Origin of the sequence: Mesorhizobium sp. IMUNJ 23033 (assembly GCF_044778005.1) — a bacterium.
Lineage (GTDB): Bacteria > Pseudomonadota > Alphaproteobacteria > Rhizobiales > Rhizobiaceae > Mesorhizobium > Mesorhizobium amorphae_A.
The window spans coordinates 22,145-49,020 of the sequence record NZ_JBJACT010000039.1; the positions used below are offsets into that span (position 1 = coordinate 22,145).

24 protein-coding genes and 1 pseudogene are annotated in these 26,876 nt (G+C 63.5%); 11 read left to right on the forward strand and 14 right to left on the reverse strand.

What is annotated here, in order from left to right; genetic code table 11:
• Nucleotides 1-239: 239 nt before the first annotated feature.
• From ACFX5Q_RS30535 to ACFX5Q_RS30545, 3 genes are all read left to right on the forward strand, one after another.
• The gene (locus tag ACFX5Q_RS30535; RefSeq protein ID WP_404276048.1) at nt 240-494 is read left to right on the forward strand and encodes a DUF982 domain-containing protein; all 255 of its coding nucleotides are present in this window, start codon (nt 240-242) and stop codon (nt 492-494) included.
• A 1,230-nt stretch (nt 495-1,724) separates the two neighbouring features.
• Nucleotides 1,725-1,949 carry a hypothetical protein gene (locus tag ACFX5Q_RS30540; RefSeq protein ID WP_404283854.1) on the forward strand — a complete coding sequence of 75 codons (225 nt, stop codon included), beginning with the start codon at nt 1,725-1,727 and terminating at the stop codon, nt 1,947-1,949.
• 58 nt (nt 1,950-2,007) lie between these two features.
• Complete coding sequence (locus ACFX5Q_RS30545) at nt 2,008-2,217, forward strand: hypothetical protein (protein WP_404283856.1); 210 nt, start codon at nt 2,008-2,010, stop codon at nt 2,215-2,217.
• An 89-nt stretch (nt 2,218-2,306) separates the two neighbouring features.
• Here ACFX5Q_RS30545 and ACFX5Q_RS30550 read toward each other — a convergent pair whose 3' ends face one another.
• Together ACFX5Q_RS30550 and ACFX5Q_RS30555 are read right to left on the reverse strand one after the other, a co-directional pair.
• Nucleotides 2,307-3,179: a phytanoyl-CoA dioxygenase family protein gene (locus tag ACFX5Q_RS30550; RefSeq protein ID WP_404283858.1), complete on the reverse strand. Its 873-nt coding sequence runs from the start codon at nt 3,177-3,179 to the stop codon at nt 2,307-2,309.
• Between the two features lie 43 nt (nt 3,180-3,222).
• A complete protein-coding gene (locus ACFX5Q_RS30555) occupies nt 3,223-4,107 on the reverse strand; it encodes a helix-turn-helix domain-containing protein (RefSeq protein ID WP_404283859.1) in 885 nt (294 codons plus the stop codon).
• A 106-nt stretch (nt 4,108-4,213) separates the two neighbouring features.
• Between ACFX5Q_RS30555 and ACFX5Q_RS30560 the strand changes: the two genes are divergently transcribed.
• The 5 genes from ACFX5Q_RS30560 (at nt 4,214) to ACFX5Q_RS30580 (ending at nt 10,654) form a co-directional block, all read left to right on the forward strand.
• Nucleotides 4,214-5,482, forward strand: a complete 1,269-nt coding sequence (locus tag ACFX5Q_RS30560) for an ABC transporter substrate-binding protein (RefSeq protein ID WP_404283861.1) — start codon at nt 4,214-4,216, stop codon at nt 5,480-5,482.
• Nucleotides 5,483-5,770: 288 nt separating this feature from the next.
• Nucleotides 5,771-6,631, forward strand: a complete 861-nt coding sequence (locus ACFX5Q_RS30565; protein ID WP_404283863.1) for a carbohydrate ABC transporter permease — start codon at nt 5,771-5,773, stop codon at nt 6,629-6,631.
• Nucleotides 6,628-7,464, forward strand: coding sequence for a carbohydrate ABC transporter permease (locus ACFX5Q_RS30570; protein WP_404283865.1), 837 nt, complete (start codon nt 6,628-6,630; stop codon nt 7,462-7,464). Before ACFX5Q_RS30565 ends, ACFX5Q_RS30570 begins: the two co-directional genes overlap by 4 nt.
• A gap of 11 nt (nt 7,465-7,475) precedes the next feature.
• Entirely contained in the window at nt 7,476-8,561 is a 1,086-nt protein-coding gene (locus tag ACFX5Q_RS30575; protein ID WP_404283867.1) for an ABC transporter ATP-binding protein, read from the forward strand.
• A 59-nt stretch (nt 8,562-8,620) separates the two neighbouring features.
• The gene (locus tag ACFX5Q_RS30580; protein WP_404283869.1) at nt 8,621-10,654 is read left to right on the forward strand and encodes an aldo/keto reductase; all 2,034 of its coding nucleotides are present in this window, start codon (nt 8,621-8,623) and stop codon (nt 10,652-10,654) included.
• Between the two features lie 234 nt (nt 10,655-10,888).
• Here the strand turns inward: ACFX5Q_RS30580 and ACFX5Q_RS30585 are convergent, their stop codons facing one another.
• A complete protein-coding gene (locus ACFX5Q_RS30585; RefSeq protein ID WP_404283871.1) occupies nt 10,889-11,317 on the reverse strand; it encodes an Lrp/AsnC family transcriptional regulator in 429 nt (142 codons plus the stop codon).
• Between the two features lie 125 nt (nt 11,318-11,442).
• Between ACFX5Q_RS30585 and ACFX5Q_RS30590 the strand changes: the two genes are divergently transcribed.
• A complete protein-coding gene (locus ACFX5Q_RS30590; protein WP_404283872.1) occupies nt 11,443-12,546 on the forward strand; it encodes a saccharopine dehydrogenase C-terminal domain-containing protein in 1,104 nt (367 codons plus the stop codon).
• A gap of 126 nt (nt 12,547-12,672) precedes the next feature.
• Here ACFX5Q_RS30590 and ACFX5Q_RS30595 read toward each other — a convergent pair whose 3' ends face one another.
• From ACFX5Q_RS30595 to ACFX5Q_RS30615, 5 genes are all read right to left on the reverse strand, one after another.
• A complete protein-coding gene (locus ACFX5Q_RS30595; protein ID WP_404283892.1) occupies nt 12,673-13,539 on the reverse strand; it encodes a glycosyltransferase in 867 nt (288 codons plus the stop codon).
• A 63-nt stretch (nt 13,540-13,602) separates the two neighbouring features.
• Entirely contained in the window at nt 13,603-15,000 is a 1,398-nt protein-coding gene (gene lpdA / locus ACFX5Q_RS30600) for a dihydrolipoyl dehydrogenase (RefSeq protein ID WP_404283874.1), read from the reverse strand.
• A gap of 241 nt (nt 15,001-15,241) precedes the next feature.
• Nucleotides 15,242-16,564 (reverse strand): dihydrolipoamide acetyltransferase family protein, encoded by a 1,323-nt coding sequence (locus ACFX5Q_RS30605; RefSeq protein ID WP_404283875.1) that lies wholly within the window; start codon nt 16,562-16,564, stop codon nt 15,242-15,244.
• 1 nt (nt 16,565) lies between these two features.
• Nucleotides 16,566-17,579, reverse strand: coding sequence for an alpha-ketoacid dehydrogenase subunit beta (locus ACFX5Q_RS30610; protein WP_006205302.1), 1,014 nt, complete (start codon nt 17,577-17,579; stop codon nt 16,566-16,568).
• Between the two features lie 2 nt (nt 17,580-17,581).
• Nucleotides 17,582-18,814, reverse strand: coding sequence for a 3-methyl-2-oxobutanoate dehydrogenase (2-methylpropanoyl-transferring) subunit alpha (locus tag ACFX5Q_RS30615; protein ID WP_404283877.1), 1,233 nt, complete (start codon nt 18,812-18,814; stop codon nt 17,582-17,584).
• A 456-nt stretch (nt 18,815-19,270) separates the two neighbouring features.
• Here ACFX5Q_RS30615 and holA point away from each other — a divergent pair, with 456 nt between their 5' ends.
• Nucleotides 19,271-20,314, forward strand: a complete 1,044-nt coding sequence (gene holA / locus ACFX5Q_RS30620; protein WP_404283879.1) for a DNA polymerase III subunit delta — start codon at nt 19,271-19,273, stop codon at nt 20,312-20,314.
• A 44-nt stretch (nt 20,315-20,358) separates the two neighbouring features.
• Here holA and ACFX5Q_RS30625 read toward each other — a convergent pair whose 3' ends face one another.
• The 6 genes from ACFX5Q_RS30625 to mnmG all read right to left on the reverse strand — a co-directional run bounded on the left by ACFX5Q_RS30625 (nt 20,359) and on the right by mnmG (nt 26,486).
• Complete coding sequence (locus ACFX5Q_RS30625; RefSeq protein ID WP_404283881.1) at nt 20,359-21,147, reverse strand: DUF2182 domain-containing protein; 789 nt, start codon at nt 21,145-21,147, stop codon at nt 20,359-20,361.
• Between the two features lie 33 nt (nt 21,148-21,180).
• Nucleotides 21,181-21,807 (reverse strand): DUF1326 domain-containing protein, encoded by a 627-nt coding sequence (locus tag ACFX5Q_RS30630; RefSeq protein ID WP_404283883.1) that lies wholly within the window; start codon nt 21,805-21,807, stop codon nt 21,181-21,183.
• 413 nt (nt 21,808-22,220) lie between these two features.
• On the reverse strand, nt 22,221-23,108 hold the full coding sequence (locus tag ACFX5Q_RS30635; RefSeq protein WP_404283885.1) for a ParB/RepB/Spo0J family partition protein: 888 nt from the start codon (nt 23,106-23,108) through the stop codon (nt 22,221-22,223).
• A gap of 51 nt (nt 23,109-23,159) precedes the next feature.
• Nucleotides 23,160-23,957, reverse strand: a complete 798-nt coding sequence (locus ACFX5Q_RS30640) for a ParA family protein (RefSeq protein WP_404283887.1) — start codon at nt 23,955-23,957, stop codon at nt 23,160-23,162.
• 4 nt (nt 23,958-23,961) lie between these two features.
• Nucleotides 23,962-24,615: a 16S rRNA (guanine(527)-N(7))-methyltransferase RsmG gene (gene rsmG, locus ACFX5Q_RS30645; protein ID WP_404283888.1), complete on the reverse strand. Its 654-nt coding sequence runs from the start codon at nt 24,613-24,615 to the stop codon at nt 23,962-23,964.
• Nucleotides 24,612-26,486, reverse strand: a complete 1,875-nt coding sequence (gene mnmG / locus ACFX5Q_RS30650) for a tRNA uridine-5-carboxymethylaminomethyl(34) synthesis enzyme MnmG (RefSeq protein ID WP_404283890.1) — start codon at nt 26,484-26,486, stop codon at nt 24,612-24,614. Before mnmG ends, rsmG begins: the two co-directional genes overlap by 4 nt.
• A gap of 265 nt (nt 26,487-26,751) precedes the next feature.
• On the opposite strand from mnmG, the pseudogene ACFX5Q_RS30655 reads away from it, so the two are divergent.
• Nucleotides 26,752-26,876: pseudogene (locus tag ACFX5Q_RS30655) on the forward strand (transposase); the annotation flags it as partial.

The following is a 26,876-nucleotide window of genomic DNA, read 5'->3' on the forward strand; positions in this document are numbered from 1 at the left end:
CGGGCCCCATTAGCGGGATTGATCCTCCGCGATTCGCATGAACTCGTGAAGATCCGCGCCAATAGCGCGACTAATCCAAATGAACTCGGCCACATCGAGTCGGCGCTCCACCCAATTCAAACTTCGAGACGAACGTCGGGCGACCGAGGCGCTCAGTGACGGACCTGCCGACGAGCAGCCTACAGCCTGCGCCCATCTCCACTCTACCCAATACTCACGACTTCCATTAGCATTCCCTAATGTCCGCTCTCTCGTTCAGCCCCAAGGTCCCTGTGAAGACCAATGCCGGTCACCGACTTCTGATCAGCGACGTACAGGCTGCGTCCAAGGAACTCCTGACATGGACCGAGCGTGGCCCGCACTGGAACCGAGCGGCACGCGTTTGCACCGCCGCCCTGACTGGCAATGCGACTCCGCAGGAGGCCAGGAGGTGCTTCAGGATTGCCGCCATAGAGAATGGTCGCCTCCTTCCCCGCATTGAAGAAGAAAACTGAATACCTATGCCGCCTCTGCCACCTTCGTCGGTCGCCGTTTTTTCCTGGCACTATGGTTGATTACGATGTTGGCCGTGCGGACGAACGACAAGACGGGCCCAACGGCCGCCGGCTGGCATATCCATAGGCCCTTCGCGCATCTTTGCTAATTTGCCAAAATGGCCATGGTCCGAGGCGATAAATCGGATGAACCCCGAGTCAAATCCGGTTGAGACAGAACGCTTGCGTCTGGCGCGGTAAACCCGTCAACGGCCGCAGGCATCTGCGCGGCGAGGAAGGCTTGCGACACGCCTCGCCGCAGGATTTCCGGGAGGTATCGGTGGCACAGGCCACTGGGCCATTTGGTCACGTCCTCACGATCCTCAGCCTCGAAGAACCCCATGGATCAGGACCAAATAGACGACCGGGGCAACGAGCAACCAGCAGATGGCCATTCCGATAACCACGGCAATGCCCAAGCGCTCCGCTCGCCTGGAGATGTCAGCGAAATCAGCCTCACTTGGGATGAGATCAAGGATGGAGCACTCACTGGCGCCAGGGGTATGATTGTCGTTTGCAGGTTGGCATGCGGCATCAACGTTTTGATTGCGCGACGAGATATGGTTCACACTTCGGCCTCGTTAAATCGGTGCCCGCCGCCGGGGGACAACAGCGGGCACCGCGGTTAACCGCCGATGAAGGGACTTCATACTCGGCAGTCCATTCCAATGTCTTGGCGAGGCATCGGTTTCCACCCTCAGGCCTTTGCCGCTGAAGCTGAGACTTCAGTCGGACCCTCATAGGACCGTAGCCCACAGGCGGAACGAATGGCCTTCAGGCGCCGTTTGCATCCGGTCTCAGGAACCTTTCATGCGCGAGCCGCTTTGTGTGCATGTCCAAAGCCGTCGAACCCCCCTTATTGCCAAAGGGTAGCCCAGATCGGGAGGCCAACTGCGAAGTCGCCATGGAAGCGGCATTCGCAGCGCTGGTGACTGCCTCAGAAGCGCAAGGCTGGACGCCGCGCGAGACGGCTGCATCCTTGCTGAAAATCGCTACGGAGCATGCCCGGCAGTTCAGGCTTGCGCCGGCTGAACCGCCAAGGTGGCAAACGCGAAGAGGTATATTGATCGCGTGTGCCGCGCTCGTGTTTTTGCTGTGTGCCGCCACCGTTTGGTGGATGCTTAGGTGAAATCGGAACAAATGGGATCGACGCCGGTTAACAATCGAAGGGACTGCGACGAGTGCGGGAAAATGGTTGATCTCTTGAACTTGGAATTGGCTAAGGCGAGACAGCGCGTGAAACGAGCCGAGAACTCTCTGAAGCGCGCGAATGAGTTGCTGGACGAGGATTGCGGCGTCGGAATCAACATCGCGTTGTGCAGCCGGATAAGGTCCGAGCAAAGGCGTGTGGTCGAGGCGAGGGAACGCCTGACGAAGATCGATCCCGTCAGCATTGACAGCGTCCGCGCGGGTTGAACCATCCGGTCGCCCAGGGGGCGACTGGCCCCAACCGGCCTGGCTGCCTCGACGCCCGGTGAAACTCTCCGTCTTTGTCGGCATGTTCGTCGACGACGGCAGTCTGGCGCGGCTGGCGCTGGTCCTGATTGCCGCGATCACCGCGGCGGTAAAGCTGCTGGCCTTGCCGCCGCTCGTCGGCGTCCTGGTGCTGGTCGGCTGCCTGGCCATCCTGCTGCACAGCGTTCGCCGCGCCGCGGAGCACAAGCCAATGATCACTGATCAATAGAGGGTGAAAAACACCGGCAGCATGGCGCATCTGTCACGCTCGAGGATCGCCATCCCGGTCGACGGTCGCTTTCCCCGAGCGCCGATCACTCAAAGCATGTCGTCGAGGCTCCAGTGATTGTTCCAGCGGGCATCGATCTCGTCGTCGACATTCTGGTAGCGGATATCGGTCGAAAGGCGGATGCGCCTGTCGGCGCTTCGATTGGTCGTCGAAGCGTGGATCATGAACGGTGAGTGCAGAACCACGTCGCCGGCCTCGTAGTCGGCGACCAGCCATCGCGTGTCGAAGCGCTCGGCCATGTCGGGAAGATCCTTGGACACCCAGCCGCCCTCGGTCATGTTGCGATTGAAGGCGCTGATCCGCTCCTGCGGCGCCAGAGCGGCATTGTCCTTTTCGAAGCGGGCCTCCATCGCCGTCCCGATCGCATGGGAGCCTTCCAGATAGGCAAGGCCGCCCATCTCGACCGGCGTATCGCCGATCGGTATCCAGGCGGTCACCACGCGGCTCGTGCCGCCGCGCAGATAGACCAGATCGTAGTGCGCCGGGGTTGCGGCCGGCGTTCCGGGCTGCGTGAACCGCATGAGCTTGCGCTTGTGCAGATAGGACAGACCGCCGAGGAATTGGTCCATGAAGCCGGAAAGGCGCGGCTGGGCGCAAAAACCTTCATAGGTGGCCGAGCGCACCAGTGACATCAGCCGACGGTCGGCGAGGCCCTTGTCGAGCATGCCGTCGGCCGCGTTGCCCAAGGCAGGTTCCGAGCCGGGCTCGATCAGCCCGGCATCGCCGAGGTGGGAAAAAACCCAGCCGCGAAAATCGATGACATCGGCCCGGTTGAGAAAACCCTTCAGCCAGACATAGCCGTTTGCCTCGTAGAGTGCGCGGATTGCCGCGACGCCGACACAAGGATCGGTCGGCACGAGATGGCCGAGTCGATCGGGCGCGCTTCGACAGCGTCTTGCCATTGGCGACGAGATTGGCCGGCGCGACGGCTCGAGATCCGAACATCTAGAGGACGGAATAGCCGGCGCTCGCACGCTCGCGCCTAAAATCCGATGGCGACATGCCGGCCAGCTTGCGGAACGACTTGTTGAAGGCGCTCAGCGAACCGAAGCCCGAGTCCATGGCAACGCGCAGCACATTGGCGTCTTCATGCATCAGCAGCGCCTGGGCGTAGCTCAGCCGCAGCAGGTTGACATATTCGTTGAGCGTCATGCCGGTCGACTTCTTGAAGATGCTCATGGCGTATTTCGGATGGATGTCCGCCGCCCCGGCGATGTTCACGCAGTCGATCTCGTAGAGGAAGTTTTCGGCGATGAAGTCGCACATGCGCCCGACATTGCGCGAGGATTGCTGGTCGAAGGGGCTGCCGGCGGCCTGCCCGGCTGGGTGTTCGGGCACCAGCCGGTAGGGCTCGAACCGCATCCGCTCCAGCCTGAGCAGCAGCTCGTTCACCGCGTGCTCGGCCTTTGCCGGATCGCCCGAGCGGACATAGCGGTTCCAGCGCTCGAAATTGTCGTCGTCCGACCGGTCGGTCGCATCGCTCACCAAGGTAGCACCCGTCATCAGCCGGTGCCGGACATCGGTCGGCAGATGCAGCCGGAAGAAATGCACCAGCGGCAGATGCGCGCCGGCATAGATGGCATCGTCGCTAAGATCGTCCATCTGGTGCGGCAGGCCGCCCCAGAACAGGCACATCTCGCCGGCCGACAGCGAAATCTCATGGTCGTTCATGCGGTAGTGCACGCTGCCGCGGACGATGAAATTCACCTCGACCTGGGCATGCCAATGCGGTTTGAGCATCACCAGGGGTTCTGTGTGGAACATCTGCAGCAGCAGCGGCAGGCCCTCCACGCTGCTGGCGCCAGGCTGATAAAATGGCCTTTCCGGCATCTTACTTTCCGCCAATTTCTTATTCCCTTTGTCGGGGACAAGCCTTCCGCGCTGCCTAATGTAGCCACGCTCACCAAAAGAGAGCAAATGAAATGGGAGGATTTCAATGCGCACCATACTGACCTGCGCCGCGCTCGCGCTTGCCCTGGGCTCCGGCCCGGCCATGGCGCAATCCGGCGAAATCACGATCTGGAGCTGGAACATCGCGGCTTCGTCGCTGAAAGCCACCGTCGCTGGCTTCAACAAGCAATTCCCCGATATCAAGGTGACCGTCGAGGACCTCGGCAACCAGCCGACCTATGACAAGTCGATCGCCGGCTGCGCCGCCGGCGGCGTCGGCCTGCCGGATATCGTCTCGGTCGAGAATGGCGAGGCCGAGAACTACTGGAGCCAGTTCCCCGACTGCTTCGTCGACCTGCATACGCTCGGCTACACCGCCGAGGACCAGAAGAAATTCCCCGATTTCAAGCGCACCGAGCTCGAAGTGGGCGACAAGGCCTATGCGATGCCGTGGGATTCCGGCCCGGTCGCCGCCTTCTACCGCCGCGACTTCTATGAGAAGGCCGGCGTCGACCCCGCCTCGATCAAGACCTGGGACGATTTCATCTCCGCCGGCAAGAAGATCCAGGCCGCCAATCCGGGCGTGACCATGACCAACGCCGATTTCAACGGCGACACCGAATTCTTCCGCATGATCGCCAACGAACAGGGCTGCGCCTATTTCGCCGCCGACGGGCAGTCGATCACGGTCAACCAGCCCAAATGCGTCGATACCCTGACCAAGATCAAGGAAATGAAGGACGCCGGCATCATGGCGTCGGCCGACTGGGGCACCAAGATCACCAACAACACCGCCGGCACCGTCGCCACCCAGGTCTATGGCGGCTGGTATGAAGGCACCATCCGTACCGAATCGGCCGGTGAAAACGGCAAATGGGGCGTCTATCTTATGCCGAGCCTGACCGCCGACGGCCCGCGCGCCGCCAATCTCGGCGGCTCCTCGCTGGCCATCACGTCAGCCAGCAAGAACAAGGAAGCCGCCTACGCCTACCTGAAATACACGCTGGCGACCAATGAGGGCCAGATCACCATGCTCAGGGATTTCGGCCTGGTGCCGTCGCTGATCTCGGCGCTCGACGACCCCTACGTCTCGCAAGGCCTGCCTTACTGGGGCGGCCAGGCCGTGTGGAAGGACATCCTCGCCACTCTGCCCAAGGTCGTGCCAAGCCGCGGCACGCCGTTCCAGAGCGACGCCGAGATCATCATGCGCGCCGTGCAGACCAAATATCTGGCCGGCGGCTATCCCGACGCCAAGGCGGCGCTCGACGATGCCGCAAGCCAGATCGCCTCGGCGACCGGCCTGCCGATCAAGTGACGAGACGGCGAGCTGAGTGATGCGTCCTGAAGGAATGTCGGCGCTGCCCCTCATCCTCTGCCGGGACCTTCTCCCCGTATAGTGACGGGGAGAAGGGAGATGGCCGCAACGACGCCGCCTTCCTGCGACGGCGGTGATTGGCGAAACCACCGATGACAGCGCCCCTCTCCCCGTCACTATACGGGGAGAGGATGCCGGCAGGCAGGTGAGGGGCCGCGCAAACATCGACGATTGAATACCAGTAACGCCACCTATCGGGCGTGACACAGAAGCAAAAAGGAGGAAACGATGCGCTATCAGAACGCCACGGCCTATCGTTTCCTGGCGCCCTATCTGCTGATCTTCTCGGTCTTCTGGGTCTGGCCGATCATCAGCTCGTTCCTGATCTCCTTCCAGGCGACCCGCACCGTGCCTTGGCGCTGGGCGCCGACCTTCAACTGGGGCCGGCTCATCGGCGACCCGGCCTTCTTCAATGCGCTGAAGAACACGCTGCTCATCCTCGTCATCCAGGTGCCGGTGATGATCTCGCTGGCGATCGTGATGGCGGTGCTCCTGAATTCGCCATTGCTCAAGGCGCGCGGCCTCTACCGCTTTGCCTTCTTCGCCCCGGTCGTGGTCGGCGAGGTCGCGTATTCGGCGGTGTTCCGGCTGATGTTCAACCTCAATTTCGGCATCATCAACAAGCTGCTGAACAGCGTCGGCCTGCCCAGCATCGACTGGTTCTCCAACGTCACGCCGGCGATGGCGCTGATCATGATCGCGGTGACCTGGCGCTGGGCCGGCTACAACGCCATCATCCTGCTCGCCGGCCTGCAATCGATCCCGGATGACGTCTATGAGGCGGCGACGCTGGATCGCGTCAGCAAGGTCAAGCAGTTCTTCTACATCACCCTGCCGCTCTTCAAGCCGATCATCGTCTTTTGCGCCGTGCTGTCGATCATCGGCACGATGCAGCTGTTCACCGAGCCCTTCCTGATCACCGAGCGCGGCGGCCCGGGCGGCGGCACCGAGACGCTCGGCCTGTTGCTCTACCGCCAGGGTTTTCGTTCGCTCAATTTCGGCTATGCCTCGGCCGTCGCCTACACCATGGCGGGGTTGGCGATCGCCATCACGCTGGTGCAGCTCTGGCTGACGAAGGAGCCGAAATGAGCTCGCGTTCGCAGGCAAGGCTCGGCCGCAGCATCGCGCTGCATCTCTTCCTGACGCCGCTGGCGCTGATCTGGCTGTTTCCGCTGTGGATGATGGTGGTGTTTTCGACCATGCCCGACAACGGCATCTTCAGCCCCGGCATCGAGCTTCTGCCGCACGACAATTTCATCGACAATTTCAACAATCTGCAGCGCGACACCAACTTCGTCGGCGCCATCGGCATCTCGGTTTCGGTGGCGGTGACCTACACCTTCCTGTCGGTGCTGCTTACCTCGATGGCCGGCTGGGCACTCGCCCGCTACAATTTCGTCGGCAAGGGCGTGGTCGTCGCCATCATCCTCGGCACCATCACGCTGCCTTATGCGGTGGTGCTGATCCCGCAATTCATCATGGTGGCGCGCGACTTCCAGCTCGCCAACACCTGGGTGGCGCTGATCGTGCCGCCGCTGTTCAATTCGCTCGGCGTGCTGTTCATGCGCCAGAGTTTTTCGATGATGCCGGGCGACCTGTTCGACGCCGCAAGAGTCGAGGGCGTCAAGGAATGGCGCATCTTCCTGTTCGTCGCGCTGCCTTTGGCGCGGCCGATGCTGGCGGCGCTTGCCATCATCCTCTTCCTTGCCTCCTGGAATAATTACCTCTGGCCGCTTTTGATCAACAGCCAGCCCGGCGCGATGACGGCGCCGGTGGCGCTTGGCACGCTGATCGGCCTGACCAAAGTGTCATGGGGCGGCATCATGGCCGGCGCCGTGATGCTGACCGTGCCGATGCTCGTCGTCTTCGTGCTGCTGCAGCGTCATTTCATCGCCGGCATCGCCGCCGGCGCCATCAAATAGGATAGGACGAGATGGCCGCCGTCACGCTTAGCAATGTCGTCAAGCGCTTCGGCGTCTATGAGATCATTCATGGCGCCAACATCGACATCGCCGATGGCGAGTTCGTCGTCTTCGTCGGCCCTTCCGGCTGCGGCAAGTCCACGCTGCTTCGGATGGTCGCCGGGCTGGAGGACATCAGCGGCGGCGAGATCGCCATCGGCGGCAAGGTGATGAACGACGTCGAGGCGGCCGAGCGCGGTATCGCCATGGTGTTCCAGTCCTACGCGCTCTATCCGCACATGACAGTCGAGCAGAATCTGAGCTTCGGCCTCAGGATGAACGGCAACCCGAAGGCCGACACCGAGCGGCGGGTGAAACGGGCCGCCGAGATCCTCTGCATCGACGAACTGATGCAGCGGCGACCGAAGCAATTGTCGGGCGGCCAGCGCCAGCGCGTCGCCATCGGCCGCGCCATCGTGCGCGAGCCGCAGGTGTTCCTGTTCGACGAACCGCTGAGCAATCTCGACGCCGAACTCAGGGTGCAGATGCGGGTCGAGATCTCCAGGCTGCACAAGGAGCTCGGCGTCACCATGATCTATGTGACGCACGACCAGACCGAAGCGATGACGCTGGCCGACCGGATCGTCGTGCTCAAGGCCGGCAATGTCGAGCAGATCGGCGCGCCGCTCGACCTCTATGACGACCCGGCCAACCGCTTCGTCGCCGGCTTCATCGGCTCGCCGAAGATGAATTTCCTGGCCGCGAAGGTGGTCGAGACCGGCGATGGCGCGGCAACGATCGAACTCGTCAACCATGCCGGCGCGCGGCTCAAAAAATCGCTCCAGACCACACCGCCCGCCGTCGGCGCCGATGTCGTGCTTGGCGTCCGACCGGAGCATTTCTTCGATGCCGGGCAAGGCGATTGCGACATCGCCGTCAAGGCCGATGTCGCCGAGCACCTGGGATCGGTGAGCTACGTCTACGCCGATGCCGGGGACACGGAACTGATCATCGAGCGGGAGGCATCGCGGCATCGGGCGAGCGGCGACCATCTGGTGGTGTCGATCAGGGCCGGCAAGGCGCTGCTCTTCGACACCAAGGGCGCACGCATTCGCTAGGCGCCAGGACCTTTCTTTGCCTGACCCGACGCGTCGAGGCGACCCCAAGGAGATTTGAAATGAGTTCCGAAGCCAGAAAAATTCGTTGGGGCATTCTTGGGCCCGGCAGCATCGCAAAATCCTTTGCCGGCGGCGTGGCGCAATCGCGCACCGGTACGGTTGTTGCGCTCGGCGCCCGCAACCCCGGCAAAGCGGGCCTTGCCGAGACCTTCCCCGGTGCCCGCATCCTCGACGGCTATGATGCGCTGCTCAATGACGCGGAGGTCGACGCCGTCTACATTTCGATACCGCACCCCGGTCATGCCGAATGGGCGATCAAGGCCGCCGAAGCCGGCAAACATGTGCTGTGCGAAAAGCCGCTGGCGCTGACCGCCTTCGAGGCCGACGCGATGATCCATGCGGCGCGAAAGGCCGGCACGTTCCTCGGCGAAGCCTTCATGTACCGGCTGCATCCGCAGACGCTGCAGCTGGTGGAATTGATCAAGTCGGGTGCGATCGGCGACGTCCGCATGATCAAGTCCAGCTTCGGCTTCGCCATGCCCGGCTTCATGCCGGAGCACCGGCTCTACGCCAACGACCTCGCCGGCGGCGGCATACTGGATGTCGGCGGCTATCCCGCCTCCATGGCAAGGCTGATTGCCGGCGCGGCATCCGGAAAACCCTTTGCCGAACCCGACAAGGTGACGGGCGCCGCGCATCTCGGCCAGTCCGGTGTCGACGAATGGGCCTCGGCGCTGCTGCATTTCCCCGGCGGCATCGTCGCCGAGATCTCCTGCAGCATCTCGCTGGCGCAGGACAATGTGCTGCGTATCTTCGGCACCAAAGGCCATATCGAGGTGCCGGATTTCTGGTTCGCCGGTGGCAACCGCGACGTCGGGCCGGGCAGGATCGACCTGATCCGGCCCGACGGGACCCGCGAAACCATCAGCGTCAACGAAACCCGCCATGTCTACTCCTTCGAGGTCGACGGTGCCGGCGACGCGATCCTTGCCGGCAACCAGGAATTCGCCTGGCCGGGCATGGGCTGGTCCGACAGCCTCGGCACGCTGCGCGTGCTCGACAGATGGCGGGCGGCTGTGGGCATCGAATACGAGATCGAAAAGCCGGCAAAACGCATCAACACGATTTCGGGCCGGCCGCTACGCACCGATGGCACCAGCATCCCGAAGCGCCAGATCCCCGGTCTGCCGCGACCGGCCTCGTGCCTGGCGCTCGGCTTCGAGGATTTCCGTACGTTTTCCTCGGGCTCGATCCTGCTCGATGCCTTCTTCGAGGCCGGCGGCAATCTGTTCGACACCGGCTATGTCTATGGCGGCGGCTACACCGAGGCGCTGCTCGGTCAATGGCTGAGGAGCCGCGGCGTACGCGAGCAGTCGGTCGTCATCGGCAAGGGCGCGCATTCGCCGCTCTGCTATCCCGATGTCATCGGCAAGCAGCTTGCCCAGACGCTCGACCGGCTGCAGACCGATCATGTCGACATCTATTTCATGCACCGCGACAATCCGGACGTGCCGGTCGGCGAGTTCGTCGACGCCATGGACGCGGAGGTCAAGGCCGGCCGCATCCGCGGTCCGTTCGGCGGTTCGAACTGGACGATGGCGCGCATGGACGAGGCGATTGCCTATGCCGAGCGGACCGGCAAGCAGAAGCCCGGCGCGCTCTCCAACAATTTCTCGCTGGCCGAGATGCTGGAGCCGATCTGGGCCGGCTGCGTCACCTCCTCGACAGACCAGTGGAAGGCCTGGCTGACCGCCCGCCAGATGCCGAACTTCGCCTGGTCGAGCCAGGGCCGCGGCTTCTTCACCGACCGTGCCGGGCGCGACAAGCGCGACAATGAGGAACTGGTGCGGGTCTGGTATTCGGACCGGAATTTCGGCCGCCGCGACCGCGCCATCGAACTGGCGAACAGATTGGGCAAGAGCCCGATCCATGTCGCGCTCGCCTATGTGCTGGCGCAGCCCTTTCCGTCCGTCCCGCTGATCGGCCCGCGCACGCTGGACGAACTGGAGGACAGTTTGCAGGCGCTGGATATCAAGCTGTCGGCGGAGGATGTGGCGTGGCTGGACAGTGGGCCGGAAAGGCGCAGGGCGTAGCAGTCAATCAGGCGAGGCAACAAACGCCTCATTCCTTCGCGCCCCCCTCTGGCCTGCCGGCCATCTCCCCCACAAGGAGGGAGATCGGATGTCACGCCGGCTTTCGCCAATCTCCAAGGTTGCAAAAGGAGAGCCGGCGCCGAAGCTGCCAATCTCCCCCCTCGTGGGGGAGATGTCCGGCAGGACAGAGAGGGGCGCTGTCCCGCCGACGTCTCAAGCCTCCGAGCGCCGCCCTCACCGATCGATCCTAGTCGACAAAATAATCGACGACGAAGTCCGCTCCACCCCGTCCATGGCGCCGATCTGGTCGAGCAGGGAATCCAGATCCCGGATCGACGGGGCGTCGACGATGACGATCATGTCGAAATTGCCGCTCACCGAATGCAGCGTCCTGACCGGCGGCAAAGCCTGCAGGCTGCGCACCACCTTGTCGGCGAGCTTGGGCGTCACGGTGAGCAGCACATGCGCCCGCACCAGGCCTTGCTCATAGTCCGGTGACAGCCTGACACCATAGCCGGCAATGATGCCGCGCTGCTCCAGCCGCTCGATTCGGCTCTGCACGGTGGTGCGCGACACACCGAGCTGGCGCGCCAGTTCGGCGGTCGATGCGCGCACGTTGGCACGCAGCAGGGAAAGCAGGGCCTGTTCGGCATCACTGATCATTTCGACGATTTCCTTCGGCATATTGTTCAAAGAGTGGTTTCGTTCCGAACAATTTCACGCTTCCTTTCGACAGGCAAGCTGCGATTCTACGGCTCGTAGTTGACATTCGGGCGAGGGAACCGGTCATGAAGAAAATTGTTGTCGTCGGCGCCGGAAAGATCGGCTCGACCATTGCCGAGATGCTCGCCGCGACCGGTGACTATCACGTCACCCTCGTCGACCGCGCGGCAGCACAGCTAACCGCGGCCGAACTGCCGGCCACGGTTGCGACGCTGGAGCTCGACATCGCCGCCCCGGGCGCCCTCGAAGCGGCCCTGGTCGGCACATTCGCGGTGCTGAGTGCTGCCCCCTTCCATCTGACCACCCGCATCGCCGAGGCGGCGGCCAGCGCCGGCGTGCACTATCTCGACCTCACCGAGGATGTCGCCAGCACCAGGCGGGTCAAGGAACTGGCTCGCTCCGGCAAGAGCGCCTTCATCCCGCAATGCGGCCTGGCGCCGGGCTTCATCTCGATCGTCGCCAACGATCTCGCCAGCCGCTTCGACACGCTGGAGAGCGTGCGCATGCGCGTCGGCGCCCTGCCGCAATATCCGTCGAATGCGCTGAACTACAATCTGACCTGGAGCACCGACGGCGTCATCAACGAGTATTGCGAGCCTTGCGAGGCGATCGTCGAAGGCGAGTTGATCGAGGTGCCACCGCTAGAAGAGCGCGAGGAATTCTCGCTCGACGGCGTCACCTATGAGGCGTTCAACACCTCGGGCGGGCTGGGCACCTTGGCCGAGACCCTGAAGGGCAAGGTGCGCACGCTGAACTATCGCACCATCCGCTATCCCGGCCACGCCGCGATCATGAAGGCGCTGCTCAACGATCTTGGCCTGCGCCACCGCCGCGACGTGTTGAAGGACATCTTTGAAAGCGCCCTGCCGGCGACGCTGCAGGACGTGGTCATCGTCTTCGTCACTGTCAGCGGGCTCAAAAACGGCCGCCTGCTGCAGGAGACCTATGCCAACAAGATCTACAGCCAACGCGTCGGCCAGACGGTGCGCAGCGCCATCCAGATCACCACGGCGTCCGGCATCTGCGCCGTGCTCGACATGCTGGCCGACGGCAGCCTGCCGGCGACAGGTTTCGTCAAGCAGGAGGACATCGCGCTCGACGTTTTCCTCGCCAACCGTTTTGGTCGCGCCTATGTACAGCACGAAATGGTTAGCCGGCTGGCGAGTTGAGTTGGCACCCTTTCCCTTCTCCCCTTGTGGGAGAAGGGGAGCCACCGCTCCAAATATGCAGCGCCTGCCCGGCGCCTTCAGCGCCGCTTCCCGGAGGTGGCCGACGCCCGCGGCACGTCCACCTCCCTATTTGCGCAGGATCATCGGCCGCCCGAGCAGAAACCGGACAAAGTTTCCCACTGTTCGCGAGGCCTTGGCTGAAGTGTGAGACAGTTGCGGCGGCCTCTCCTTTCGCACGGGCTCCCGCCTTTCGATCTCGATGCCATGTCGACCCACCGTGAAGGACGGCTCCGCGACCGGCTTGCCCCTGAGCACATTGGCGGCATTGTTGTCATGTATCACGATGCACCATTGCGCGCCCTTCGATGCCGCCACGACGGTGTTGAAGCGCGTCGCCATCTTGGCGTGATGGTCGCTATAGACACCTTTCATTTCGGCTGATCGCTTCTCGACCAGGGTGCCGAACGCCGACGTGACATATTCGTGGTGCGTATAGCGGCCGGTCGCCGTGTCGAAATTCTGGCCGTCCGGAAAGGCGATGTAGAGCGGCTGCTGGCTAACCGCGCCTTTTTCGATCTCCCGGCGCGCGTAATAGTCGATCCGCTCCATGAAGCCCGGCGCCAGCGCGTCATCGCTGTCGAGCCGCGTCAGTGACACGAACTCGGCATCCGTATCGCCTTGGACGAACGCGTTGAAGCGAAGACTGTAGGTCTCATGCGCTTCGACGCGGACCGGCCTGACGTCGATGCCGGCCACGCAATTGCAGACGGTCCTGACGTAGTTCTCGTGCGTCTCGGCATCGAAGGCGATCAGGACGGTAAAGTCCTTCAGCGACTGTGCCTCGAGAGAAGGCGCGCAATATCCGTCAAACAACGCCAACCGCTCGACCAACCAAACAGGATCGAGATTGGCGCGACCCTCTCCGTTCCACTGGCTCGGTTTGAAACCGGTGGGGGCGTTGTAGCGAATCGCAATGTATTTCTTCAGTTCCATCGCCACGGAAAGACACCAGTCTGTCCCGTTACGCAATCCGTGAGCGCGGCACGACCGCCGCAGCTAGATATGCAGAGCGTGGCCGAGCGCCTTCAGCGCCGCTTCCTGGAATCCTTCGCCCTGCGTCGGATGGGCGTGGATGGTGCCGGCGATGTCCTCCAGCCGCGCGCCCATTTCCAGCGCCAGGCCAAAGGCCGTCGACAGCTCCGACACGCCCTGCCCGACCGCCTGGATGCCGAGCACCAGATGGTTGTCCGCGCGCGCCACGACGCGGACGAATCCATCCTCGCCGTGCTTGGTCATGGCGCGGCCGTTGGCGGCGAAGGGAAACAGGCCGATCTTGATTTCACCGCCGACGGCCTTCGCCTCCTCCGGCGACAGGCCGGCTGTCAGCAGCTCCGGATCGGTGAAACAGATCGCCGGGATCGCCCGCTTGTCCCAGCTGCGCTTGTGGCCGGCGACGATCTCGGCGACCATTTCGCCCTGCGCCATCGCCCGGTGCGCCAGCATCGGCTCGCCGGTGACGTCGCCGATGGCAAAGATGCCGCGCATCGAGCTGCGGCACTGGTCGTCGATGCGGATGAATTTGCCTGACATATCGAGATCGATCTGCTCGAGGCCCCAGCCTTCGGTCACCGGCTTGCGGCCGACCGTGACCAGGATGGTGTCGGCGGCGATTTTGGCATTCTTGCCGTCTGATGTCTCGACCAGCAGCGCATCGCCCTTGGTCGACAGCCCCTTGGCCTTGGCGCCCGTCATCACCTCGATGCCGAGTTCGGCGAGCCGCTTCACCACCGGCCGGGTCAGCTCGGCATCATACTGCGCCAGCACGCGCGGCAGGGCTTCGACCACGGTCACCGCGGCACCCATCTTGGCGAAGGCGGTGCCGAGCTCCAGCCCGATATAGCCGCCGCCGACCACGGCGAGCTTCTTCGGCACCTCGCCCAGCGCCAGCGCTTCCGTGGACGAAATCACCGGCCCGCCGAACGGCAGGAACGGCAGCTCGACCGGCGCCGAGCCGGTGGCGATCACCACCGCCTCTGCCCGGATCACCTGCGTCCCCATCTCGGTCTCGACCGCGACAGTCTTGCCGTCGCGAAACGTCGCCCACCCTTGCACGGTCTTGACCTTGGCCTTCTTGAGCAGGCCGGCAACGCCACTGTTCAGCCGGCTAACGATGCCGTCCTTCCAGGCGACGGTCCTTGTCAGGTCGAGCTTCGGCGCGCCAACCGAAATGCCGAGCGGGCTTTTGCCGCCGGCCATATGCGCGACCTTCTCGAACTCTTCCGCAGCGTGGATCAGCGCCTTGGACGGGATGCAACCGACATTGAGGCAGGTGCCGCCAGGCTTGCCGGCTTCGACGATCACCGTATCGACACCGAGTTGGCCGGCGCGGATGGCGCACACATAGCCGCCGGGACCGGCGCCGATGACGAGCAGGTTGCAGGAGATTTCTTTCATCTTGGCACCTTGGTTGGTCGTCGCGATGGACAATCCGCTAAGTAGCGATCCTTCGCGCCCCCCTCTGTCCTGCCGGACATCTCCCCCTCAAGGGGGGAGATTAGATGTTGCCGCGCTTTCGCCAATCTCGAAGGTCGCGAGGATGGGCAAGGCGCTGACGCTGCCAATCTCCCCCCTTGAGGGGGAGATGCTTGGTAAGGCAGAGGGGGGTGCTGTCCCGCCGGCATCTCAGTAGATCCCCTCAATCCACAAAAATCAGCGCCGGCGTCTCCAGCAGCGTCTTGATGCGCTGGACGAACACGGCGGCGTCCCAGCCGTCGATGACGCGGTGGTCGAAGCTGGACGACAGGTTCATCATCTTGCGCGGCATGAACTGGGTGCCGTCCCATACCGGCCGCACCATCATCTTGTTGACGCCGATGATCGCCACTTCCGGATGGTTGATGACCGGCGTCGTCGCCACCCCGCCCATGGCGCCGAGCGAGGTGATGGTGATGGTCGAGCCGGACAGCTCGTCACGCGTCGCCGTGCCCGACTTCGCCGCCTCGGCCAGTCGGTGGACCTCGGCGCCACAGTCCCAGATGTCGCGCGCCTCGGCATGCTTGACCACCGGCACCACCAGCCCCGACGGCGTTTGCGCCGCGATGCCGATATGCACGCCGCCATGCTGGTGGATGATGCCGGCCTCGTCGTCGAACAGCGCGTTGAGATTGGGCTGGTCGGCGATCGCCTTGACCATCGCCCGCATCAGGAACGGCAGCAGTGTCAGCTTCGGCCGATCAGCACGCTTCTCCTTGTTGAGCGCGGCGCGCAAGTCCTCGAGCGCGGTGACGTCGATCTCCTCGACATAGGTGATATGCGGGATGCGCGATTTGGCGATCGTCATCTTCTCGGCGATCTTGCGCCGGAGCCCGATGACCTTGACGTCTTCGACGCTGTCGTTGCGGGCGAGACCCGATATCTTCGCGACCTGCGGTCCGCGCGCCAGGAAGGCATCGATGTCCTCATGGCTTATGCGGCCGGCCGGACCACTGCTGGCGACCTGGCGCAGATCGATGCCGGCCTCTCTTGCCCTGAGCCGTATCGCGGGCGAGGCCAGCGGCTTTTCGCCTTCAGCGCGCGGCGCGCCGGAGACCGACAACCGTCCCGTTGCTTTCGGACTGGCCGGCGATGGTGCCGGTTTCGCTTTCGCCTCGTCAGCCTTCGGTGATGCCTTCGGGCTGGGCGGCGCAGCCTCGGGCTTCGGCGTTGCGAGCTTCGCCGGAGGTTCGGCGTTGATGGTTTCTGCTGGCGGGCTGCTCTCCGGCTTCACATTGCCCTCGCCGGCCACTTTCAGCCGCACGATCGGCGAGCCGATCGCTACCGTGTCGCCGATCTCCGCGCCGAGCCACAGGATCTCGCCATCGACGGGTGAGGGAATTTCCACCGTCGCCTTGTCGGTCATGACGGCGGCGAGCACCGTGTCCTCGCGCACGAGGTCGCCGACCTTCACATGCCACTCGACCAGTTCGGCCTCGGCGACACCTTCGCCGACATCGGGCAGCTTGATGATATGTTCGCCCATCTCAAGCTCCCATGGTTTCAATCAAGGCGCGGCCGACCCGGGCAGGCCCGGGAAAATAATCCCACTCCTGCGCATGCGGATAGGGCGTGTCCCAGCCGGCGACGCGCGCCACCGGCGCTTCGAGGTGATAGAAGCAATTCTCCTGCACCAGCGCCGAGAGTTCGGCGCCAAAGCCGGAGGTCAGCGTCGCTTCGTGCACGACCACGCAGCGCCCTGTCTTCTTCACCGAGGCGACGATTGTGTCGAGATCGAGCGGCAAGAGTGTCCTCAGATCGATGATCTCCGCGTCGATGCCGGTTTCCTCGGCGGCGGCCTGCGCGACATAGACCATGGTGCCGTAAGCCAGCACGGTAACGGCAGAGCCCGGCCGACGGATGACCGCCTTGCCGAGCGGGACGGTATAGTGGCCGTCGGCGACCTCGCCGAGTTCATGCTTCGACCACGGCGTCACCGGACGGTCGTGATGACCATCGAACGGGCCGTTGTAGAGTCGCTTCGGTTCGAGGAAGATCACCGGATCGGGATCCTCGATCGCCGCGATCAAAAGCCCCTTGGCATCATGCGGGTTCGACGGCACCACCGTCTTCAGCCCGGACACATGCGTGAACAGCGCTTCCGGGCTCTGGCTGTGGGTCTGGCCGCCAAAAATGCCGCCGCCGGTCGGCATGCGCACCACGATCGGACAGGTGAAGTCGCCGTTCGAGCGGTAGCGCAGCCGCGCCGCTTCCTGCGTCAGCTGGTCGTAGGCCGGATACATGTAGTCGGCAAACTGGATCTCGACGCAGGGCTTCAAGCCGTAGGCCGCCATGCCGATGGCAGAGCCGACAATACCGGACTCGTTGATCGGCGCATCGAAGCAGCGGCTCTTGCCGTACTTGGCCTGCAGGCCTTGCGTGCAGCGGAAGACGCCGCCGAAGAAGCCGACATCCTCGCCGAACACGATGACGCGTTCGTCGCGCGCCATCGACACGTCCATGGCATCACGAATGGCCTCGATCATCGTCCGTCTTGGCATGGTCAGACCCCCGCCTGCTGGCGCTGGCGCCTGAGATGCGGCGGCATCTCGGCATAGAGGCCTTCGAACATGTCGCGCGTCGACGGCTTGCCGCCGGCATGCAGCGTGCCGTGGCTCTCGGCTTCCTTCTGCGCCGCGATCACCGTTTCGAGGATTTCGGATTCGGCCTGGGTGTGGCGCTCGTCCGACCAGACGCCCTTGTGGATCAGATGGATCTTCAGCCGGATGACCGGGTCGCCGAGCGGCCAGGCGTCGGATTCGGCCTTCGGCCGGTAGGCCGACGGATCGTCCGAGCTCGAATGCGCGCCGGCCCGGTAGGTGACATATTCGATCAGCGTCGGCCCGAGATTGGCGCGGGCCCGCTCCGCCGCCCATTTGGCCACGGCATGCACCGCGAGATAGTCATTGCCGTCGACGCGCAGCGCCGGAATGCCGAAGCCGAGACCGCGGGCAGCAAAAGTGCCGGAGCCGCCGCGCGCAATGCCCTGAAAAGTCGAGATCGCCCACTGGTTGTTGACGACGTTGAGAATGACCGGCGCCTTGTAGGTCGAGGCGAACACCAGCGCCGAGTGAAAATCGGACTCGGCCGTCGAACCATCGCCGATCCAGGCGGCGGCGATCTTGGAGTCATTGGAGATTGCCGAGGCCATCGCCCAGCCGACGGCCTGGATGTACTGCGTCGCCAGATTGCCGGAGATCGAGAAGAAGCCGTGCTCCTTCGATGAATACATGATCGGCAGCTGGCGGCCCTTCAGCGGATCGGCCTCGTTGGAATAGATCTGGTTCATCATCGTGACCATCGGATAGCCGTCGGCGATGAGCAGGCCGGCTTGTCTGTAGGTCGGAAAGTTCATGTCGCCGGCGGCGAGCGCCTTGCGGAAGGCGCAGCTCACCGCCTCTTCGCCGAGATGCTGCATGTAGAACGAGGTCTTGCCCTGGCGCTGCGCCATCTGCATGCGCGCATCGAAGCTGCGCAATGTCATCATGTGGCGGAGGCCTTCGAGCAACTCCTCATCGGAAAGCAGGCCGGCCCACGGACCGACCGCCTCGCCATCGCGGTTCAGCACGCGGATGATCGAAAACGCCATGTCGCGGATCGTGCGCGGATCGACATCGATCTCCGGACGCGGCGCCGAACCCGCCTTGGGGATGGGCACGTTGGAGAAGTCAGGCGTCCCGCCCGGCCGCACCTCCGGTTCGGGAACATGGAAGCGCAACATTCCAGCATCGGCCATGACCTTCGTCCTCCAATGTTGCCGGCGCGATATTTGCACATCCTCGCCGCCAGACCAGTGCCAATTCGTCGGGTACGTTTTTTGATTGGCCTGCTGCCACCTGGCCTCAGCCAGGCGACGCCCCCTCGCTGCGGCGTAAAATGACGACAAGCAGCCGAAATTTCCTATCTAACTTCGGCCGCGATGCGCAATTTGGGGCAAGGTTGCGCCGGGTTTCCCGCCAGATACGATAAGTCGCGGATCGAGGAGGCCTCGCGCGGCCTCCCTTCTCCCCTTGTGGGAGAAGGTGTCGCCGAAGGCGACGGATGAGGGGTGTTCCAGGGAACGCCAGCGTCTCACTCCGCTGGAACACCCCTCATCCGTCTCGGCGCTAACGCGCCAATCCACCTTCTCCCACAAGGGGAGAAGGAAAGAGCGGGCGTTCACCCAACGCCCACACCATGCTAACCAAACCCCATGACACAGAAGAAAGCATACGAGGTCGATTCCTGGCTGGCGCGCCCCGACGCCCGTATCTCGATCGTCCTGCTCTACGGTCCCGATCGCGGTCTGGTCGCCGAGCGCGCGAAGGCCTTTGCGGTCAAGACCGGCCTGCCGCTCGACGATCCGTTCTCGGTGGTCAGGCTGGATGGCTCCGAGGTCGACCGCGACGAAGGCCGACTGCTCGACGAGGCCCGCACCGTGCCGATGTTTTCGGATCGGCGCCTGCTCTGGGTCCGCAACGCCAGTGGCCAGAAGGCGCTGGCCGATGACGTCAAGGCGCTGACATCGGAGCCCGCGCCGGATGCGATCATTCTCATCGAGGCGGGCGATCTGAAAAAAGGCGTCGGCCTGCGCGCCGTGGTCGAGGCGGCGGACAATGCCATGGCCCTGCCCTGCTACGCCGACGAGGCCAGGGACATCGATACCGTCATCGACGACGAATTGCGCAAGGCCGGCATGTCGATGACGATGGAGGCCAGACAGGCGCTGCGCCGCAATCTCGGCGGCGACCGGCTGGCCTCGCGCGGCGAGATCGAGAAACTCGTGCTCTACGCCCATGGCCAGAAGGAGATCGGCCTAGATGATGTGAGGGCGATGTCCGGCGACGTCTCCGGCGCCTCCTTCGACGACGCCGTCGATGCTCTGCTTGAGGGCAAGATCGGCGACTTCGACACCGCCTTCACCCGCCATTGCCAGTCCGGCGGCCAGCCCTTTCTGGTGCTGTCGTCGGCGATGCGGCAATTGCAGGCAATGCAATCCATGCGTGGCCAGATGGAGGCAGGCGGCCGCAACGCGGCATCGGTCGTGGCCAGCGCCCGTCCGCCGGTGTTTTTCTCGCGACGCAAGCTGGTGGAAAAGGCACTGGAGCGCTGGAGCGTCGATGCGCTGGGCCGGGCACTGAACCGCCTGCAGGCTGCCGTGCTGCAGACGCGCAGGAGGCCGGACCTGTCCGTTGCGCTGGCGCGGCAGGCGCTCCTTGGTATCGCGGTCGAGAGCGCGAGGCTGGCGCAGCGGTAGGAGAGCGATCCTCCCTTTTCGGCGCCGAGCGCTGCCTCCATTGGTTAATTCATTATCATGGCGCCCACCGGCTGGAAGGTTGGCAGCGCCTGTGGAAAGACCAGCACCGCCGCGCCATAAAGGAGCAGAGCGACACCCGACACCTTTGCGATCCCATCTCCTGACGGGAGGGTCTTTTCCGCAAAGATTAGCAAGGTGACCACGGCCATTGCGGCGACGTTCATGATCCCGAGAGGAAAGAGGGCGAGAAACAAAAGCCAGCAGCAGCCCAGGCAAAAAAGTCCATGCTCCAGGCCCATGCGAACCGCGCCCCAGTAACCATCGCGCCATGAGGTCAGAATGAAGCCAATCGGCGTGCGGCATTTGGCCAGACACAGATCTTTCAGTGGGGAGAGTTGATAGGCGCCGCCAATCATCAGCAGCGCGCCGCCGATACGCGCGGCCGTCGCCGTGGACAATCCCACATGCCGGGCAAGCATCTCCGCACCCGCCGCACCGGCAAAGGCCACAACGCCCATCACGCTCCAAACGAGCATGTACCCGGCCACGAACACCCAGCTCGAGACAAAGGTCTCGCCCCGGCCCTGTTTGCCGGCCTGGACCTGGTGAAACGTCAGGATCATGGGTGCGGCCGTCGGAAACATCATGGCAATCATCATGATCATCCAGACGGCAAGAAACAGCGGCGCCTGCATGCCCATGGTGAGTGAGTACATTTCCATGCGCATGTCCGCGTCCATGCCCATCTGCTGCCAGATGAGCAGGGTCCACGCCGCCGCAGCGATAGCGATCAGCAGTGCGAGAATGATGTTTCGCTGCAACGTCGACGCCATGGACGAGTACGCTCCGTACTGTGCGGCCAACGGCTACTGCTGGCCGGACCAATTGATCGGGGCGTAATGTCCGTTTCGGCGGGAATTGTCCCAGCTCATGCCATGGTCGCTGAATGTACTGCCTTCCGCCCCCATTGCCAGGGCGAGCCAGTCGGGATTGATAGGATGGCCGGTGGCCGCCCACATCTGCCCGTCCTCGCGCATTGTCGGCAGCGGCTCGACCGCCATCTGCATGACGCCCGCAATCTCCGCCGACCGCTTCTTGCCGTCTATCCGATAGCTTATCGGCACCTTCTTGGCGCCGAGATTCGTGCCAATCATGGGTGCCAACACCGCCATAGGGCCACCGGCGGTGCCAGCGAAGATGGCACCTAGCGCCTCTGTTTGCCTGTCATCGGCCCGTTCGTCGATATAGGCGGCGGCCGTCCAATTGCCGTTCGCCATCGGACCCGGCGTGTGAGCAACCATCGCGACACTGAGCCCATCCAATCGAACGTCGCCGTAATTGCCCGTATCGATATGAAAGACCAAGCCGACGTCGCAAACGCCTCTCGTCGGCTTCGATGTCAGCTGCGCGTTGGTGGACAGCAGGCAAGGACATACGACATCGCAGCTACAATTTTCGAAGTAGCTTCCGGACAATTGCCAACGGACTGCCATTTGCACCTCCCACTTGCGTCAGGCGCGTCGGCATATCGCTTTGGCGAGGCAATGCCATTTCACGACTATTGTAGGAATGGCAAATAGCCCTCGCCGCGGCTGGCCGGCACGCTAGGGCAGATAATTTAAGCCATATCTAATTCAGGCTACGCCGTTGCACGGCACTGTCAAGCCGCGAGCGCCAGGGCTGGCGACAGGCGAAAGCGATGGTGCCGGGCATTCTCGCCCTTTGGGTGCTTTTGGGGAGATTGGCAGCTCGACCGTTTTCGCCTGCCGCCAGCGCGGCAAAAGCAGAAGGGCCGGCAGCAAGCCAGCCCTCTATCGTGCTCTCATGCGAATGCCGAACAGCTTCATTGGGTCCGATTTAAGCCAAAAGATAATTTGCCGGCTAAATACATTGCTGCCTCAGGCGCCTATCGCTCCTGCTTCAGCCGCCGGCAGAGCTCATCAAGCTGGTCCAGCGTCCGATAATTCACCCGCAGCACGCCGCCGCGTTCCTTGTGCTCGATGGAAACGATCATGCCGATGGTGTCGGTCATCAGCTTTTCCAGCGCCAGCGTGTCGGGATCCTTTTCCGGCGCGCTCGGTGCCGGCTTGGCCTTGGGCGGCGTAGGCCCGGCCGGCATCTGCGCCAGCGCCTCGGCCTGGCGCACCGACAGCCCTCCGTCAACGATGCGCTTGGCGAGTCCGGCCGGATCCTCGGCCGTCACCAGCGTGCGGGCATGCCCCGCCGACAGTTCGCCATCGACCAGCATGTCGCGGATCACGTCGGGCAGCTTCAAGAGCCGCAGCGTGTTGGCGACATGGCTGCGGCTCTTGCCGATCACCTGGCCAAGATCGGCCTGGGTATAGCCATGCTCGTCGATCAATTGCTGATAGCCCTGCGCCTCCTCGACCGGGTTGAGGTCGGTGCGCTGGACGTTTTCAATGATCGCCAGTTCGAGCGCTGTGCGGTCGTTGACGTCGCGTACGATGATCGGGATCTCGGTCAGGCCGGCGCGTTGCGCCGCGCGCCAGCGCCGCTCACCGGCGATGATCTCATAGCGGCCGGCTTGAGTCGGCGACGGTCGCGTCACCACCGGCTGCACCACGCCATGTTCGCGAATCGACTGGGCAAGGTCGGTAAGTTCGGCCTCACCGAAATGGCGGCGCGGATTCTTCGGGTTGGGGCTGACGAATTCGATCGGCACCTTGCCGTCGGCCGCCGGGCTCTGCTTTTCCGGGATCGCCGGACGATCGATTTCGCCGATCAGCGCCGCCAGGCCACGGCCCAGTCTTTTTCTCGAAAGGTCTTCAGTCATAATCTGTCCAGATCGTTACGGTATCGAATCGGCGTCAAAATGGGATCGGTGTCAGGCGGCGCGCAATTTGCGCTCGCGGCGGATCACTTCGGAAGCAAGCTGCAGATAGGCCTGGCTGCCCGAGCATTTGAGGTCGTAGAGGATCGCCGGCTTGCCGTAGGACGGCGCCTCGGAAACGCGGACATTGCGCGGAATGATGGTCTCGTAGACCTTGTCGCCCATATGCTGCCGCACATCCTGCACCACCTGGTTGGCGAGGTTGTTGCGGCCGTCATACATGGTCAGCACGATGCCCTGGATGGTGAGATCCGGATTGATCGAGCGGCGCACCTGCTCGACCGTCTCGAGCAGCTGGCTCAATCCTTCGAGCGCGAAGAACTCGCATTGCAGCGGCACCAGCACCGAATCGGCCGCAGCCATCGAGTTCAGCGTCAAAAGGTTGAGCGACGGCGGGCAATCGATCAGCACATAGCCGAAAGGCGCCGCGCGCTCGGCAGCGGCGCGCAGCGCGTTGCGCAGCCTGAGCACCCGGTCCGGCGCCGAGGCGATCTCCATCTCGATGCCGAGCAGGTCGAGCGTCGACGGCACGATCGACAGGCCTGGCACCGCCGTCGGTATCGCCGCCGCCTCCAGATCGAGCTCGCCGGTCAGCACGTCGTAGGACGAGACGGTGCGATCCTTGCGGTCGATGCCGAGGCCGGTGCTGGCATTGCCTTGCGGGTCGAGGTCGACGATCAGCACCTGTTCGCCGATAGCCGCCAGCGCCGTGGCCAGATTGATGGCGGTGGTGGTCTTGCCGACACCGCCCTTCTGGTTGGCGACGGTGATGATACGCGGTCCAGTTTTCATGGGTCTATGCCAGTAATTCATTGCGGATCGCCGGGCGCAGATTTGACAGTTCGAGGACGACCCCGTGCGGGTCGGTCATGCTCGGATGTTCTACCAGATCGAATGCCCATCGGTGAGTGCTTTCTTCCACCTCGGCTCGGTAATCCCGGCCTTTGTGGAACAGCGCGCAAGCCCCCTTGGTCAGCCAGGGTGCCGAGAGATCAAGCAGGTCCGGCAATGAGGCCAGCGCTCGCGCCGTAACGATTTCCGGTGCGGAAACAAGCGGATAGCTGTCATCGATGCGCCGCGCGATGACCCGCGCCGGCAAACCGAACTGGCCGATGACCGCCTGCAGGAACGACGCTTTCTTGCGATTGCTTTCAACCAGGTCGATCGAAGCCCCTTCGCGTTCGACAAGCAGAAACGCCAGCACCAGGCCAGGAAAACCGCCGCCCGAACCGAGGTCGACCCAACGCTTCGCCTGGGGTGCGATTCGGCCTAGTTGCGCGCTGTCGAGGATGTGGCGGCCCCAGACATCGTCCAGCGTCGATGGCGCCGCAAGGTTGATGCTTCGGTTCCATTTCAGGAAGAGCTGTTCGAACGCGACCAGGCGATCGAATGTTTCACGTGAAACCGGACCCGCGGCCTCTTGCAGGCTTGTCCATGAGGCAGCGCTCACGCGACATCTCTCTGCGCGGCGGCCTCGGCATTGCGGACATGGGCAACGATGATCGCCAGCGCCGCCGGCGTCATGCCCTCCATCCGCTGGGCATCCGCAATCGAGCGCGGCTGACGCACCAGCATCTTCTGCTTCAACTCATTGGAGAGACCGGGCACATTGGCGAAATCGATCGAGGCCGGGATCAGCCGGCTCTCCTCGTGTCGTATCTGGGCGACATCCGCTCGCTGGCGGTCGAGATAGACAGAATATTTCGCTTCCGTTTCGAGACGCTCGGCGGTCTTGACGTCGATTGCGGCGAAGCTGGGTTCGATCCGAGCCAGCCAGGCGATGTCGACGCCGGGATAGGCCAGCAATTCATAGGCGGTGCGGCGGACGCCGTCCCTGTTAATCTCAAGTCCGTGTCGAGCCGCTTCGGTGGGCGTGAAGCTAACGCCTAGCACCAGCTCGCGGGCCTTCTTAAGGTCCAGCATGATGTCGTTAAAGCGATGCATCCGCTCTGGCGACGCGATCCCCAGCCTCTCAGCGAGCGGCGTCAGCCGCTCATCGGCATTGTCTGCCCTGAGCGACAGCCGGAACTCGGCCCGCGAAGTGAACATGCGATAGGGCTCTGCGATGCCGCGGCTGGTCAGATCGTCGACCATCACGCCGATATAGGCTTCGGTGCGGCTGAGCACGACCGGAGCGCCGGCGGACGCCTTGCGCGCCGCGTTGAGGCCGGCGAGCAGCCCCTGAGCGCCGGCTTCTTCATAGCCGGTGGTGCCATTAATCTGCCCGGCAAGGAACAGGCCGCCGATGCGCTTGATTTCCAACGTCGGCTGCAATTCGCGCGGATCGACATGGTCGTATTCAATCGCATAGCCGGGCTGCAGCATTGTCGCCCGCTCCAGCCCAGGAATGGTCTTCAGAATATCGAGCTGCACGTCTTCCGGCAGCGAGGTCGAGATGCCATTCGGATAGACGGTGTCGTCGTCGAGGCCCTCGGGCTCGAGGAAGATCTGGTGTCCTTCGCGATCGCCGAACTTGACGATCTTGTCCTCGATCGAGGGACAATAGCGCGGCCCCACGCCTTCGATCGAGCCTGAATACATCGCGGAACGGTGCAGGTTGAGGCGAATCAACTCATGCGTCGCAGGTGTCGTGCGCGTGATGCCGCAATGGATCTGCGGGTTCTGGATAGCCTCGGTCATCAGCGAGAACGGGACCGGGTCTTCATCCGCGGCCTGGCTTTCGAGCGACGCCCAGTCGATGGTCCGGCCATCCAGGCGCGGCGGCGTCCCGGTCTTCAGCCGCCCCAACTGGAAGCCCGCGCGGCTCATCGTCGCCGACAGGCCCATGCTGGCCTGCTCGTTCATGCGGCCGGCAACGATTTTCCTCTCGCCGATATGGATCAGCCCGCGTAGGAAGGTGCCGGTGGTCAACACCACCGCGCCGCAGCCCAGCCTGCTTCCATCGGCCAACAGGACGGCCGATACAGCTTCTTTGGCAATCTCGAAATCGAGGACCTCGCCTTCGATCACCTCGAGATTGGCCTGCTCGCGGATCGCCGCCTGCATCGCCAGCCGATAGAGCTTGCGGTCGGCCTGGGTGCGCGGGCCGCGCACGGCGGGCCCCTTGCGGCGGTTGAGCAAGCGGAACTGAATGCCGGCTGCATCAGCGATGCGGCCCATCAGCCCGTCCATGGCATCGATCTCGCGCACCAGATGCCCCTTGCCGAGGCCGCCGATGGCAGGGTTGCAGGACATGACGCCGATCGTGTCGAAACGCAGCGTCACCAGCGCCGTCCTGGCACCGGCGCGCGCAGCCGCACTGGCCGCCTCGCAACCGGCATGGCCGCCGCCCACCACAACCACATCATAGTGATCGTTCATTTTATGATTCCAGATTCTGAAGTTGCCGGAGACATGTCCCCGAGAGCCTCCGCTGTCAAGGTTGCAAGGCGACTTCGTTTCACGTGAAACAATGGAGGATAAGGTTAGCTTCGTCATCCTAGGGGCGAAGCAAGGAGCGAAGCGACGCGGCGCAGACCCTAGGATCCTGTGTGTTCGTTCAGTGCTATGTTTGAGGTGGGAAGGAGGCCGAGAGGATCCTGGTCGTCCCTGTTGGGACAGGCCGCGGCATGGCTCGGCCCCTTCCGGTGTCTCCAAGATCACCGCCCTCTCTCTGCTGGCGCACTTACCCGAGCTCGGTCAGCGTTCACCCAAGTCGATCGCAGCCCTTGCCGGTCTTGCGCCCTTCGACAATGAGAGTGGCAAGTCCAA

Excerpts from the sequence above, each read along its gene's own strand:
- ACFX5Q_RS30560 (WP_404283861.1), top strand. The coding sequence starts at position 4,214 with ATGCGCACCATACTGACCTGCGCCGCGCTCGCGCTTGCCCTGGGCTCC.
- ACFX5Q_RS30555 (WP_404283859.1), bottom strand. The coding sequence starts at position 4,107 with ATGCCGGAAAGGCCATTTTATCAGCCTGGCGCCAGCAGCGTGGAGGGC.
- ACFX5Q_RS30595 (WP_404283892.1), bottom strand. The coding sequence starts at position 13,539 with ATGGAACTGAAGAAATACATTGCGATTCGCTACAACGCCCCCACCGGT.
- ACFX5Q_RS30605 (WP_404283875.1), bottom strand. The coding sequence starts at position 16,564 with ATGGGCGAACATATCATCAAGCTGCCCGATGTCGGCGAAGGTGTCGCC.
- ACFX5Q_RS30580 (WP_404283869.1), top strand. The coding sequence starts at position 8,621 with ATGAGTTCCGAAGCCAGAAAAATTCGTTGGGGCATTCTTGGGCCCGGC.
- ACFX5Q_RS30640 (WP_404283887.1), bottom strand. The coding sequence starts at position 23,957 with ATGAAAACTGGACCGCGTATCATCACCGTCGCCAACCAGAAGGGCGGT.
- ACFX5Q_RS30565 (WP_404283863.1), top strand. The coding sequence starts at position 5,771 with ATGCGCTATCAGAACGCCACGGCCTATCGTTTCCTGGCGCCCTATCTG.
- mnmG (WP_404283890.1), bottom strand. The coding sequence starts at position 26,486 with ATGAACGATCACTATGATGTGGTTGTGGTGGGCGGCGGCCATGCCGGT.
- ACFX5Q_RS30590 (WP_404283872.1), top strand. The coding sequence starts at position 11,443 with ATGAAGAAAATTGTTGTCGTCGGCGCCGGAAAGATCGGCTCGACCATT.
- lpdA (WP_404283874.1), bottom strand. The coding sequence starts at position 15,000 with ATGAAAGAAATCTCCTGCAACCTGCTCGTCATCGGCGCCGGTCCCGGC.
- ACFX5Q_RS30630 (WP_404283883.1), bottom strand. The coding sequence starts at position 21,807 with ATGGCAGTCCGTTGGCAATTGTCCGGAAGCTACTTCGAAAATTGTAGC.
- ACFX5Q_RS30610 (WP_006205302.1), bottom strand. The coding sequence starts at position 17,579 with ATGCCAAGACGGACGATGATCGAGGCCATTCGTGATGCCATGGACGTG.
- ACFX5Q_RS30575 (WP_404283867.1), top strand. The coding sequence starts at position 7,476 with ATGGCCGCCGTCACGCTTAGCAATGTCGTCAAGCGCTTCGGCGTCTAT.
- ACFX5Q_RS30635 (WP_404283885.1), bottom strand. The coding sequence starts at position 23,108 with ATGACTGAAGACCTTTCGAGAAAAAGACTGGGCCGTGGCCTGGCGGCG.
- ACFX5Q_RS30585 (WP_404283871.1), bottom strand. The coding sequence starts at position 11,317 with ATGATCAGTGATGCCGAACAGGCCCTGCTTTCCCTGCTGCGTGCCAAC.
- ACFX5Q_RS30625 (WP_404283881.1), bottom strand. The coding sequence starts at position 21,147 with ATGGCGTCGACGTTGCAGCGAAACATCATTCTCGCACTGCTGATCGCT.
- ACFX5Q_RS30540 (WP_404283854.1), top strand. The coding sequence starts at position 1,725 with ATGGTTGATCTCTTGAACTTGGAATTGGCTAAGGCGAGACAGCGCGTG.
- ACFX5Q_RS30550 (WP_404283858.1), bottom strand. The coding sequence starts at position 3,179 with ATGGCAAGACGCTGTCGAAGCGCGCCCGATCGACTCGGCCATCTCGTG.
- ACFX5Q_RS30615 (WP_404283877.1), bottom strand. The coding sequence starts at position 18,814 with ATGGCCGATGCTGGAATGTTGCGCTTCCATGTTCCCGAACCGGAGGTG.
- ACFX5Q_RS30570 (WP_404283865.1), top strand. The coding sequence starts at position 6,628 with ATGAGCTCGCGTTCGCAGGCAAGGCTCGGCCGCAGCATCGCGCTGCAT.
- ACFX5Q_RS30535 (WP_404276048.1), top strand. The coding sequence starts at position 240 with ATGTCCGCTCTCTCGTTCAGCCCCAAGGTCCCTGTGAAGACCAATGCC.
- holA (WP_404283879.1), top strand. The coding sequence starts at position 19,271 with ATGACACAGAAGAAAGCATACGAGGTCGATTCCTGGCTGGCGCGCCCC.